This window comes from Neisseria wadsworthii 9715, from assembly GCF_000227765.1.
GTDB lineage: Bacteria > Pseudomonadota > Gammaproteobacteria > Burkholderiales > Neisseriaceae > Neisseria > Neisseria wadsworthii.
Window position 1 is genome coordinate 560,878 of the sequence record NZ_JH165159.1, and the last position, 12,573, is coordinate 573,450.

The 12,573-nt window shown below is 53.8% G+C and carries 13 protein-coding genes; 1 reads left to right on the plus strand and 12 read right to left on the minus strand.

The genetic code is table 11. From position 1 onward, the window contains the following. Positions 1 to 5 precede the first annotated feature (5 nt). The 7 genes from HMPREF9370_RS02385 to HMPREF9370_RS02415 all read right to left on the minus strand — a co-directional run bounded on the left by HMPREF9370_RS02385 (position 6) and on the right by HMPREF9370_RS02415 (position 5,763). The gene (locus HMPREF9370_RS02385; RefSeq protein WP_009115688.1) at positions 6 to 914 is read right to left on the minus strand and encodes an acetaldehyde dehydrogenase (acetylating); all 909 of its coding nucleotides are present in this window, start codon (positions 912 to 914) and stop codon (positions 6 to 8) included. Positions 915 to 978: 64 nt separating this feature from the next. After that, a complete protein-coding gene (locus HMPREF9370_RS02390; RefSeq protein ID WP_009115689.1) occupies positions 979 to 2,040 on the minus strand; it encodes an NADH:ubiquinone reductase (Na(+)-transporting) subunit F in 1,062 nt (353 codons plus the stop codon). A 13-nt stretch (positions 2,041 to 2,053) separates the two neighbouring features. Continuing rightward, complete coding sequence (locus tag HMPREF9370_RS02395; RefSeq protein ID WP_009115690.1) at positions 2,054 to 2,416, minus strand: phenol hydroxylase subunit P4; 363 nt, start codon at positions 2,414 to 2,416, stop codon at positions 2,054 to 2,056. A gap of 55 nt (positions 2,417 to 2,471) precedes the next feature. Next, entirely contained in the window at positions 2,472 to 3,971 is a 1,500-nt protein-coding gene (locus HMPREF9370_RS02400) for an aromatic/alkene/methane monooxygenase hydroxylase/oxygenase subunit alpha (RefSeq protein WP_009115691.1), read from the minus strand. 140 nt (positions 3,972 to 4,111) lie between these two features. Next, positions 4,112 to 4,384 (minus strand): MmoB/DmpM family protein, encoded by a 273-nt coding sequence (locus HMPREF9370_RS02405; RefSeq protein WP_009115693.1) that lies wholly within the window; start codon positions 4,382 to 4,384, stop codon positions 4,112 to 4,114. A 2-nt stretch (positions 4,385 to 4,386) separates the two neighbouring features. After that, a complete protein-coding gene (locus HMPREF9370_RS02410; protein WP_009115694.1) occupies positions 4,387 to 5,391 on the minus strand; it encodes an aromatic/alkene monooxygenase hydroxylase subunit beta in 1,005 nt (334 codons plus the stop codon). Positions 5,392 to 5,508: 117 nt separating this feature from the next. Next, positions 5,509 to 5,763, minus strand: coding sequence for a phenol hydroxylase subunit (locus HMPREF9370_RS02415; protein ID WP_009115695.1), 255 nt, complete (start codon positions 5,761 to 5,763; stop codon positions 5,509 to 5,511). 402 nt (positions 5,764 to 6,165) lie between these two features. Between HMPREF9370_RS02415 and HMPREF9370_RS02420 the strand changes: the two genes are divergently transcribed. Next, positions 6,166 to 7,860 (plus strand): sigma-54-dependent Fis family transcriptional regulator, encoded by a 1,695-nt coding sequence (locus tag HMPREF9370_RS02420; protein ID WP_009115697.1) that lies wholly within the window; start codon positions 6,166 to 6,168, stop codon positions 7,858 to 7,860. A 91-nt stretch (positions 7,861 to 7,951) separates the two neighbouring features. On the opposite strand, the gene rbsB is transcribed toward HMPREF9370_RS02420, so the two are convergent. The 5 genes from rbsB to azu all read right to left on the minus strand — a co-directional run bounded on the left by rbsB (position 7,952) and on the right by azu (position 12,565). Beyond that, entirely contained in the window at positions 7,952 to 8,878 is a 927-nt protein-coding gene (rbsB, locus tag HMPREF9370_RS02425) for a ribose ABC transporter substrate-binding protein RbsB (protein ID WP_009115698.1), read from the minus strand. Between the two features lie 36 nt (positions 8,879 to 8,914). After that, on the minus strand, positions 8,915 to 9,853 hold the full coding sequence (locus HMPREF9370_RS02430; RefSeq protein WP_009115699.1) for an ABC transporter permease: 939 nt from the start codon (positions 9,851 to 9,853) through the stop codon (positions 8,915 to 8,917). Then, positions 9,850 to 11,343 (minus strand): sugar ABC transporter ATP-binding protein, encoded by a 1,494-nt coding sequence (locus HMPREF9370_RS02435; protein ID WP_009115700.1) that lies wholly within the window; start codon positions 11,341 to 11,343, stop codon positions 9,850 to 9,852. Before HMPREF9370_RS02435 ends, HMPREF9370_RS02430 begins: the two co-directional genes overlap by 4 nt. Then, a complete protein-coding gene (gene rbsD / locus HMPREF9370_RS02440) occupies positions 11,343 to 11,744 on the minus strand; it encodes a D-ribose pyranase (RefSeq protein ID WP_009115701.1) in 402 nt (133 codons plus the stop codon). Before rbsD ends, HMPREF9370_RS02435 begins: the two co-directional genes overlap by 1 nt. A 272-nt stretch (positions 11,745 to 12,016) precedes the next feature. Continuing rightward, on the minus strand, positions 12,017 to 12,565 hold the full coding sequence (gene azu, locus HMPREF9370_RS02445) for an azurin (protein WP_009115704.1): 549 nt from the start codon (positions 12,563 to 12,565) through the stop codon (positions 12,017 to 12,019). Between the last annotated feature and the right edge of the window lie 8 nt (positions 12,566 to 12,573).

The following is a 12,573-nucleotide window of genomic DNA, read 5'->3' on the forward strand; positions in this document are numbered from 1 at the left end:
TCTCCTTAGCGTGCGGGCAGGGTTAAAACGCCGTTGGCCGCTTCTTCGGCAAACATTTCGGCAGTGCGCAAACCGGCGGCGGTCATGATGTCGAGGTTGCCGGCAAAAGGCGGCAGGAAGTCGCCCAAGCCTTTCACTTCGATGAAAATCGACACTTTGTTGCCGTCGAACACGGGGCCGTTGACCAGCGTGTAGCCCGGCACATAGCGTTGCACGTCGGCCACCATGCGGTGTACCGATTCGGTAATCGCGGCTTGGTCGGGTTCGCTTTCAGTGAGGCAGTGGATGGTGTCGCGCATCATCAAAGGCGGTTCGGCCGGATTGATGATGATGATGGCCTTGCCTTTTTTGGCGCCGCCCACGCTTTCCACGGCCTGCGCGGTGGTGCGGGTGAATTCGTCGATGTTGGCGCGGGTGCCGGGGCCGACCGATTTGGACGACACGGTAGCAATGATTTCTCCGTAGCTAACCGGCTGAACGCGGGAAATGGCTGCCACCATTGGCACGGTGGCTTGGCCGCCGCAGGTAACCATGTTCACGTTCATTTCCAGCTTTTCGGCGTGTGCTTTCAGATTCACGGGCGGAATGCAGAAAGGGCCGATGGCGGCGGGCGTGAGGTCGATCATGATCACGCCCTGCTCGTTGAGCTTGCGGCTGTTTTCGGCATGCACATAAGCGGACGTGGCGTCGAAGGCGATGCGGATGTCGTCTTCTTTCACATACGGCAACAGGCCGTCCACGCCCGTGTCGCTGGTTTTGATGCCCATGTCGCGGGCGCGCTTCAAGCCTTCGGATTGCGGGTCGATGCCGACCATCCACACCGGCTCTATCCACTCGGAACGCTTCATTTTCATCAGTAAGTCGGTGCCGATGTTGCCCGGCCCGATAATGGCCGCTTTAAGTTTTTTACTCACGGCTTTCTCCTCGTTATTGGTTTTGGTTTTTTCAGACGGCCTGTCCGAACATCTGAATCATGGTTTAGATTTTCTTAAACAAGGCCGAACGGGTTTGTGTTTCGCTGCCGTCGGCGGCCGTGAGGAAGCGCTCCATGTGGATGTCGCGCTCAAACAGGCGGCTTTGCATCAGCGTGGTAATGGCGGCTTCGATCATCGGCGGCGGGCCGCAGAGATAGGCTTTGTGGCCGCTGCAACGGTTGTTGAAGTAATCGGCCACGGCTTCGTGCACGAAACCGTTGAAGCCTTCCCAGTTTTCTTCCGGCAGGGCGGCGTTGAGCGCCGGGATGTAGTGGAAGTTTTCATGCTCTTCGGCCAGCTTTTCAAACAGCTCGCGGTGGTAGAGTTCGGCCACATTGCGCGCGCCTTGAAACAGGTAAATCCGGCGGCTGTCGCCTTCTTCCAGCAAATCCAAAATCATGGATTCGGGGCTGGACAAGCCCGAACCGCCGGCAATGAAAATCGCGTCTTGACCGTCGGACTTGCGCACGAAGAATTGGCCGTAAGGGCCGGAAAGCGGCAGCTCGTCGCCTTCTTTCAGGCTTTCGTGCAGCCAAGTGGTGGCCGCGCCGCCTTCTACTTTGCGCACATGCAGCTCAACCGTGTCGGCCATAGACGGCGGGTTGGCAATCGAAAAAGCGCGCGTGCCTTCCACGCCCGGCACTTGCAGGTTGATGTATTGGCCTGCCTGAAATTTCATGGGTCGGTCGAGTTTCAGGGTGATGCCGAGAATGGTGGGCGAAAGCGGCTTCAGCGCAGTGACGGTGGCGGTGTAGTCTTCCACCGTGTAGCCCAAGAAATCGGGATCGACGTCGATATCGGCTTCGATGGTCATATCCGATTCGGGCATGCAGCAGCAGGCCAGCACTTTACCTTCGTCGCGCTCGACGTCCATCAGGGCGAAGGGGGAAGCGTTGCCGAGGTCGCCGTAGCCTTCGGTAACCTGCACTTTGCAGGTACCGCAGGTGCCGTGTCCGCAGGCAAACGGCAGCCAAACGCCTTGCCGCAGCGCAGCGGCCAAAATGGTTTGGCCTTCTTCCACTTCGATCACGTCGCCGGTGGGTTCTACCGTTACTTGATAGCTCATGGTTTCCCCCTTTCTACACGCCGGTGCCGTTCCAGCCGTTCAGCCCGGGCGTTTTGAAGCGCAGCAGCGATTTGTGGTCGAAACCGAGCTGCTCCAGCGTTTTGCCGTCGTCGGGGGAGAAGGCTTGGTTGTTGAGCCGCCATTGCACTTCGTTCCACTTGATGTGTTCGAAGTCGGGGTGTTGGGCAAAGCCTTCGGGCAGCACATGCTCGCGGAAGTCTTTGAAGGTCATGGCCGGCGGAAGCGGAAACGCTTTGGCGGAGCAGAAGAGCAGGTGTTCGTCCCATCCGACATACACTAAGATGTTGCCGCCGAAGTTTTCGCGGCGGTCACGGATGTCGCCGTGGTAGTTTTCATGGATGGCTTTAGTTGGCATGGTTTCTCCTTTTATGTTGTTATTGATTGACGATGAGGCCGTCTGAAACTGCTTGTCAGGCCACGCCTTTCCATTCTTTCCAGCGCTGCTCGTCGGGCGAACCTTTCATGTCCAAATTGTCGGCGCCGACGTTGATGCGGTAATACTCGCTGAGGATTTTCTCCAGCTCGGGGCCGCCGCAGTTGCCTTGCAGAATCTGATGCACGGGCAGCCAGGATTGGGCGAATTTTTCAGGTTCTTCCACAAAGATGTCGTGGCAGCCGTCTGAACACATGTGGTAACGCTCGCCTTCAAACTCGGCGCAGCGGTAGCTGATTTCGCCGGCATCGCCGTTCATTTCGGTAAAGCCCATCGGCACTTGGCACACTTGGCAAAGCTGCGGCAGTCCGCTGGAATAGAAGCGCTTGCCTTCGGCTTCCATTTTTTTCGCCAATTCCCAACGCGGGCGGTAGTATTTGTCGAAGGTGTCGGGGTATTTTTCGCTCAGCCAATCCAGCTCTTCGTCGGCCGGAATCCAAGTGTGGAAGCCTGCCGCGTGGCCGAAGTTGTAGAAAATCCACCAAGCCTGATGTGAGATGTGCTCTTTTTCTTTTTCGATTACGTCGCTGTATTTGGGCATGCGGATGCCGTAACGCTCGAGGTCTTTAAACAGCGCGCCGCCGGCTTCTTCGAAATACACTTCCCATGCTTCTTTCCACGACATCACTTTGTTCGGCAGCATGTAGTCCATCATCATGGCCACGATGGAGAGCAGGCGGGTGCCGCGCCAGAACCATTTGTCGATCCATTTCTGCACGATGGGCAGGTTGTCTTCGTGTTGCTCAAGCAGGAACTTGATGATTTCGAGACCGAGCGTCATGTGGCGGGCTTCGTCGGATTGGGCGCTGAAGCCGAAGGTAACGGTGGCCATGTCGCCGTTGTGCGCCGCGCCCGACATAAACGGTACGAACAAGAGGTTGGTCAGCACATATTCGAAGGCGAAGCTGATGGCGAGCAGGAATTCAAACGGCCCGGCCGAACGGGCGTCTTCAAAGAATGACTTCGGCACGGAGAGATACCACACGCGGTCGTGCATGTGGCTCCAGTCTTGGAAGCCGTCGAAATACTTGTTGTAGTGGCTCATGGCATGGATTTGGGTTTGCACATGGCGCAATTCGTCGATGGACTGCATTTGCGATGCGATGCGCGCACCGATGCCGCTAAACTGGCGGCCCACATGGGCGTAGCCTTGATAAGCCTGATATTCGAGCGGGGTAACGCCGGTCAGGAAGATTTTGATGGCGTTGACGTAGCGCGGGTCTGAGATGTTTAACTGGCCGTTGTTTTGGGCAAACGCATCAAAAATGGCATACAGTTTTTTCTCTTTTTCGGCCTGATACTTCCAATAGGCATCCATGGTGAGGCGGAACGGGTCTTCCCATTTCGACCAGTCGGTGATTTTGATGCCTTCGAAGTCTTCATACGGAAACGCTTCTTTGCGGTCTTGATAGGAAAAATCCCAATCCAAATCGCGCGTGAGCAAACGGTATTTGTCTTTTAAATTCAGTTTTGCCATTGTTTTTTCTCCTCTTTATTCTCAAGCGGTATGGTTAATGGCAAATAAACTTATTTCTGATACAAGGCAGCAAGCCGAAGACAGTACAGGTAGTACGGCAAGGCGCAGCAACGCCGTAGCAGAAATTAAAGTTTATTTGCTCAGCGGTTCCAGCTTAAGGTGAGTTGTTCATCATCCTCATCCACATTGCCGCCGATGGTGACCAAATTCAGATGCAGCTCCTGCACGTCCCAGCTTTGACCCATTTTTTCTTCCACGGTGGCCTTCTTAACAACCAATTGCCCTTCGCATTCCATGCGGATCATGGCGGGCTGGTGGATGACCACCACGTCGGGGTTGTCTTGCTCGATGGCTTCTACGATGTAGCGGGAAGTGTCGTTGTCTTGCAGGGCGAGATAAACTTTTGAACTCATGCTTATTTTCCTTTTTCGATTAATCCGGTTTTCGCGGCGCGCTGTTGGATTTGGGCGGCGGTTTCGGCCAATATGTTTTCGGCTTCGCCGCCAAACAGGTCGGCAATGATGGGGCGGTAGGCGGCAAAGGCTTTTTCCTGCCATTTTTCCATCCAGCTCTTGAGCTGTTCGCGGTTGGCTTCGTTTTCGGCGGCCAGCGTTTTCAATACGTTGTCTGCCCAGCCGGCTTGGTCTTTCAGACAGGACTGCATGAATTCGGTCAACATGGAAATATCGCGCGCGCCGTTGGCAGAAAGCCAGTTGTCGAAGTGCTGATAGAAAACGATGTTCAGCAAGGTATCCACCACCAGATTTTGGGCAACGAACAATTCGCCCCAGTCTTTATGCACCAGCAGCTCTTCGCACAAAGCGCGCACGCCCTGCCACGCGGGGTCTTCCATCCATGCTTTTTTGGCCACGGCCAAAGATTCGCCGCTGTTGTCGTCCAACGAGAGGCCGATGCGCGAGAGGTATTGGGCGATGCCCAAGCGGTCCATCGCGGCATATAAGCAGGCTTGGGTTAAAGCGGTGCCGTAGCCGTAGGCGCAGCACGACATCATGTTCAGGTTGGCGGTTTGCTCGACATGGCGCAGCGGCAACAGGCCGGTGATGATGCGCGTTTTCACACTTTCTTCAATCAGCGAAGCTAGATTGCGCTTTTCAAAAAAGGCATAGTTGCTCTCGGCCGTGTCCTGCATCTTGGCGCGGTTTTGCACATAAGCACCGTAGTAAAACTGGCGCGGGTCTTTCAGCGCGTACCAGTCCTGCATGGTCAGCGCGGTGTGAGTGGGATCGTTCAGCTCTTTTTCGGGCATCCAGAGCGGGCGGTAATGGAAATTGACGGCGGCTTGGGCGTCGTAAGTGGCTTCCTGATAGCGGGAAGCGGGCTTCTCGCCGAAGCGGCGGGCGATGTGCGCGTAGGTTTGGCGCACGGGGTCGATGGTGGCGGTTTTGATTTCCAAAGACATTCTGTTTCTCCTTCTCCTCGGGGGATGGTTATGGCTGCGGAGCTAACTGTTTTCAGACGGCCTTCACTTAAATGCCTGTCTGAAACCGTGTGCCTCAGCTATTGTGGTGTTGGCGGTTTACCGCAGCTCGGCTTCGGTGCCGTAGCGCCATTTGGCGGCTTCTTCGTCGTTTTTCTCCGCTTGCTCTTCGGTCATGTACACAACTTCGTTGCGTCGGCAGAACACATCAAAACAGTCTTTCGGCATGATGAGCTCCACAAACAGCGACGGGTCGTTAATCGCAAAGTCAAATTCGACAAAACGGGCATCCGGCTCGCTGCGTACCCGGACATACTTGACAAATCTGGCCGGTGCAGTTGTTTGCATATTCATCCACTTCCTTTCTTAAACGGGCAGGCCGTATGAAAGACCTAGCATTTTTGATGCCAAACCCAACTTTCAATCACAATTTATTGATAATTAGAAGAATAAAAATTTGATGGGCAAATATGCGGCAGAGATATGAAAGACAAGCAGGGAAAATATTTCATCATTTGGTGAAGCGCAGCAGCCGTTTTCACCAAATAATCAAACAGGATTGAAAATATGTATATAAAACATAGTGATACAAGTTATAAAAATCATTGAAATATTTGACAAAATATTGATAGGTGTGAATATTAGTAAGCAGGGCGCCATCAAATGCCTGTCTGAAAACCGTTTTTTCAGACAGGCATTCAGATACAAACAAACGAATAAAGGCCGTCTGAATCATGCTTACAAAGGAGCAATGCTATGTCACCGCACCAAACAGGGCAGATAGACAAACAAGACCTGATCGATCAAATCAGGTTTGATGTAGAGAACGGAAAAATATGGTTTTGCGAACAGCGCATGCTGCTGAGCCACGCCTACGCCTTATGGCGGCTGCGCGAAGATTTGGTCGAATCTTTGGGCAAAGAGCGGGCCAAACGCTTTTTCATGCGCTACGGCTATTACGCCGGCGTGCAGGATGCCGAAATCGCCAAAAAAGTGCGTTCCAGCAGCGACCCGAAAGACGCATTTCTGGTCGGCCCCCAGCTGCACACCACCCGCGGCATGGTAAAAGTGACGCCCGTTACACTCGATATCGACATCGAGCACGGCAAGTTTTACGGCGTGTTTGCATGGGAAGATTCGTTTGAAGTGGCCTATCACAAAAAGAAAAACGGCATCAGCCAAGAGCCGGTGTGCTGGACTTTACTCGGCTATGCCAGCGGGTACAGCAGCTATTTCATGGGCAAACAGATTGCCTTTACCGAAACCCAATGCGAAGCTATGGGGCATACCCACTGCCACATCATCGGCAAACCGATAGAAGAATGGGACGAAACCACCGATTTGGAACGCTCCATGCTGCCCGATCCAGTGGAAGAAGAATTGTTCAGTCTGCGCAGCGAGTTGGATGAACTCAAACACCGCAAGCAAAACGACCTGCTCGAGCAAGACAGCCTGTTTGACGCCGTGGGCGAATCCCCCGCCTTCCGCCACGTGTGCGAGATGCTCAACAAAGCCTCCAAAAGCAAAGCCGCCGTGTTGCTCGAAGGCGAAACCGGCGTCGGCAAAGAAGCCTTTGCCAAAGGGCTGCACGCCGGCAGCGACCGCAGCAATCAGCCTTTCGTCGCCATCAACTGCGCCTGCATCCCGCCCGAGCTGATTGAAGCCGAACTCTTCGGTGTCGAGCGCGGCGCCTTTACCGGCGCCACACAAAGCAAAGCCGGCAAATTCGAACGCGCCGACAAAGGCACGATTTTCCTCGACGAAGTCGCCGAACTGTCGCCGCGCGCACAAGCCGCGTTATTACGGGTTTTGCAGGAAGGCGAACTGGAGCGCGTAGGCGGCGCACAAGTACGCAAAGTCGATGTGCGGCTGGTGGCCGCCACCAACGAAAGCCTCGCCGACGCCGTAGCCGCCGGCAAATTCCGCGCCGACCTCTATTACCGCCTCAACACTTTCCCCGTCTATATCCCGCCCCTGCGCGAACGAAGGCAGGATATTCCTTTGCTCATCAAATACTTTCTCGAAAAATACAGCGCGATTTACCAGAAAAAAATACTCGGCATCAGCGATCAGGGGCGCGAGCTTCTGCTCAAACACCAATGGCCGGGCAACATCCGCGAATTGGAAAACGTGATAGAACGCGGCATCATCCTGACCGAACACAACCATGTTGTTGAAGCGCAAAACCTGTTTCCCCATTTTACGCCCGGTTCCGATTATTTCAGTATTGCCGGCGACGCACTTTCTGCCAGCATGGAAGCAAACCGCAAAGATGCGTATATCGGCCAGCTGCTGGAGCAGGGTTTTGACTTGGAAAATTGGGTTGCCGACATTCTTCAGGAAGCTGTGCGCCGCAGCGGCGGCAATATTTCCGAAGCCGCGCGTAAACTGAATATCAGCCGCGCTACGCTGGCTTATCAGTTAAAGAAATACAGTTTGCATTCTGAATAAATACGGCTCAATATGACCGGCATAACAATGCCTGTCTGAACATTATTCAGACAGGCATTGTTGAATTCAGATGTGCCGTTGTGGCAATGGTTTATTGCTTGATCAACTCCAATTCCACAGGAATCGATTTTTCCACGGTTTCGCCGGCAATCACTTTTTTCGCAGTATCTACACCGATTTCGCCGATTTTGGCCGGTTTTTGAGCAACGGTAGCGGCCATTTTTCCGGCTTTAACTGCGGCTTGAGCGTCGTCGGTGGCATCAAAACCTACTACGATCACGTCTTTCTTATTCGCTGCTTCCAAAGCTTTTACCGCGCCCAAAGCCATTTCGTCGTTATGCGCAAATACGGCTTTGACGTTCGGATGGCTTTGCAAAATGTTTTCCATCACAGTCAAGCCTTTGGTGCGGTCGAAGTCGGCCGGTTGTTTGGCAACGATTTTGATTTTTTGCTGTGCGTCCATCACTTGGTGGAAACCTTCGCCGCGTTCGCGGGCGGCAGAAGAGCCGGGAATGCCTTCCAATTCAACCATTTCGCCGCCTTCGGGCAATTTGCTTACGATAAACTCGGCCGCCATTTTACCGCCGGCAACGTTGTCGGATGCCACATGGGAAACCACATCGGCACCTTTCACGGAGCGGTCGATCGAAATCACGGGAATACCTGCTTTGGCAGCGCGGTTTACAGAAGCGGCCGCAGCCTCGGAGTCGGTCGGGTTGATCAGCAGCACTTTGATATTTTGTTGCAGCAAATCGTCAACACCGGCGGCTTGTTTGCCGGAATCGTCGTTGGCGTCAACCACTACCAGTTTCAAACCGTGTTTGTCGGCTTGGGCTTGCGCACCTTCTTTCAGGCTGACGAAAAACGGGTTGTTTTGGGTGGAAATCGCCAAGCCTACGGTGTCGCCGGTAGCGGTTGCAGAAGAGGCGGCGGTTTTATTGTCGGCTTGCTGTTGGCCGCAGGCAGCCAGCAAAACGCCGGTAATCAATAAGGCTGAAGCTTTGCGTAAAAATTTCATGGTGGTTCTCCATTTGAGATTGGGGTGGGGTAAAAATCAAGCGTTTTTGCGGTCGAGCAATACGGCAAACAAGATGACCGCACCTTTGATAATCAATTGGTAATTGGCCGATACGTTCAACAAATTCAGGCCGTTGCTCAATACGCCGAGCAACACCACGCCGACCAATGTGCCGAACAGCCAGCCGCGCCCGCCCGACAAACTGGTGCCGCCCAGCACAACGGCGGCAATCGCGTCCAATTCGTACATCACGCCGGCATTGGGGCTGGCGGAAGAAAGGCGGCTGGTGACTACCAGAGCGGCCACGGCGGAAAGAATGCCCGACAGGGTATAAACCCAAAGTTTCAGGCTTTTGACTTTCAGGCCGGAAATACGGGCGACGTCTTCGCTGCCGCCGAGTGCGTAAACATGGCGGCCGAAACGGGTTTTCTTCAATACAAACCATAAGATAAAGTAAACGGCCAGCATCAACACGACCGGTGTGGGAAAGGTGTTGAAAAGATAGCCCGAGCCGATGTCGTTAAAGAAGCCGTCCACATTGATGGTGATGGGTTTGGATTGGGAATATTCCTGCGCGATTCCGCGGAAGAGAATCATGGTTGCCAGTGTGGCGATAAAAGGGGCGATGCGGCCTACCGATACCAACAGCCCGTTAACCGCACCGCAGGCGGCACCGAGCAAAATGCCGATGCAGGAAGCCAAAATCGGATCCATGCCTGTCTGAATCAGGCTGGCGGTGATGATGCCGACCAAAGCCAGAATCGCGCCGACCGATAAATCGATGCCGCCGATCAGAATCACAAACGTCATGCCGAAAGCCAGCAGGCCGCTGTATGTGACTTGGCGCAATACGCTGAATAAGTTGTTGGAAGTCAGAAAGTTGGGCGTGGCCGCACTCAATACGGCCGACAACACCACCAAACCCAATAAAGGCCCCATTTTTTTGACGGTGGCGCCGATAGACAATTGTTTCATGCTGCGTTTCCTCCGGCTGCCAATGCCATGATTTTTTCCTGGTCAGCCTCTTTGGTATTCAAAATGCCGTTCAGACGGCCTTCGCACATCACCGCCACGCGGTCGGACACGCCGAGCACTTCCGGCAGCTCCGACGAAATCATGATGATGGCCACGCCTTCACGGCTTAATTCATTGATAATCCGATAAATTTCGGCTTTTCCGCCCACATCCACGCCGCGCGTAGGCTCGTCGAGAATCAGAATTTCCGGCAGCTCCATCAACCATTTGGCCAACACCACTTTTTGCTGGTTGCCGCCGGAAAGACGGCGCACGGCTTCTTCGGTGTCGGCCACTTTGATTTTCAGCTTCTCAACCGCTTGTTTGATGTAGCTTTTCTCGTGGGCGCGGTCGACCATGCCGTTTTTCACGGGCAGATGCACCAACGTGCTGTTTTCGCGCACGCTCATGTCGAGAATCAAACCTTTGGCTTTGCGGTCTTCGGTAACGTAAGCGATTTTGTGGTCGATGGCGTGGCGCGGGCTTTTAATCTGCACGGGCTTGCCGTTGATTTTGATTTCGCCTTCCGTCTGCGGGGAGAGGCCGAACAAGGTATTGGCGATTTCCGTCCGGCCTGAGCCGATGAGTCCGGCGAACGCCAAAATTTCGCCGGCGCGAACCTCAAAGCTGATGCCGCTGATATTGAGGCCGTCTGAAAGATTGCTGACTTCCAGTTTCACTTCTCCGATGCGGCTGTCGCGCTCCGGGAAACGCTCGTTCAGTTCCCGCCCCACCATCATGCGGACAACATCGTCGAAATGCGTGTCGGCAATTTCTTTGGTGCCGACTGAAATACCGTCGCGCAATACGGTAATGCGTTGGCAGATTTGGAAAATTTCCTCCATACGGTGCGATACATAAACCAAACCGACGCCTTTTTCGGCAAGCTGACGCACAATCACAAACAGCCGCTGGATTTCAGGCTCGGTTAAGGCTGCGGTCGGCTCGTCCATGATGATGACTTTCGCATCAATGGAAAGCGCACGGGCGATTTCCACCAACTGCTGCTGTCCTACCGACAACTCTTTAATTAAGGTATCAGGGCCGAAATTGGCCTGCAAAGCGGCAAGCTGCTCGGTCACAATCTTGGCCATTTCCTGCTTTTGCAGCACGCCGTGTTTGACGATTTCGCGCCCTAGAAAAAAGTTTTCCGCCACCGTCATTTCCGGCAGCAGGTTGAGTTCTTGGTGGATGATGGCAATGCCGAGCTTTTGTGCGTCAACCGGTGTTTTGATGGTTTCTTCACGTCCGTCAATCAATACCCGGCCTTCTTCGGCCTGATAAATGCCGGTAAGTATTTTCATCAAAGTGGATTTGCCTGCACCGTTTTCACCCATCAGGGCATGCACTTCGCCGGCGCGCAAATCAAAGTCCACACCGCGCAGCACCTGCACGGGGCCGAACGATTTGTTGATTTGCCGCATCTCCACCAATAATCTTGGCTGGTTCATTAAAACGGCACTCCGGAATGAAGAATAATATTGGTGTAAGGCGTTATATCGCCGGTGCGCACGACGGCGCGGGAGGTTTGGGAAAGCTGTTTGAGCGTTTCGTGGGTAACTTTGTCGGTTTGAATCTGCTTATTTTCTGCATGATCACGGGCAAAACGCCATAAATCGGGGCTGCGTTTTTCGGTTTCTTCAGCCAGCGTAATCTTTTCCAAGCAGATTTCCTGCAACACCGCATCCAGCACTTGACGCAGCGTGGGCACGCCTAAGCTGACGGCCAAATCGATGCAGGGCACGCTGGGGGGAACGGGCAAACCGGCATCGCCGATCACCAGCATGTCGCCGTGCCCTAAAGTGGCAATGAGTTTGGACAGCTCCGCGTTGAGTACGCCTGTCTGTTTCATGATGGTTCCTTCGCGTAAATTCTCTGTTTCAGTGCTTTTATGGCAGTGGGCGTTTGCGCGGGCTGCCGAAGCACTTGATTTTTCGATAGCAATTGGGATTACTTCCGATTACAAAGCGTAAGTATAATGGTTGGCTTGACTGTATTTCAACGAATATTTAGGAAACAGCTGGTTTTTGTTAAGGCGGCTTTGCAAAGTATGGGCATCAAAAATGCCTGTCTGAAAAACTTTTCAGACAGGCATGTGCTTATTGTCAAACGGGATTGGAAAACTTAGTCAACCAATTTGATTTTGCCGCGCATGCTGGCTAAATGGCCGGGGAATGAGCAGAAGAAATCATAGCTTTCTCCGGCGGCAAGTTTAGCGGGATCGAGATTGAGGGAAGCTTCTTCACCGCCGCCTACAAGAGGTGTGTTGGCAATCACGCGGGTATCGCCGGGCTTCAGGAAGTTTTGTTCGGCACCGGCCGATGCGCCTTCGCTTATGACGGCCTCAACATCTGAAGTGCGGGCGATTACGATGTCGTGCCCCATGGATGCTTTGGGCAGGGTGCCGGTGTTTTTCAGCTTGACGGTAAATGAGGGGCAGGCTTTGCTGATGGTGATTTCGGCGGTGTTGTATTTCATGGTGTCGTTTGCTTCCACAGTGGCCGAGCAAGCTGCCGAAGCGGCAGGGGCGGACGCCGCGGTGCTTGCAGGTGCGGTTTGCGTTTCGGAAGCGGTGGGGGCTGGTGTTGGGGTTTCGGCTGGTGCGGCAGGCTCTTGGGAGCATGCGCTTAAACCTATGAGGGCGGCCGCGATTAGGGTGAGATGATATTTCATATGTATTC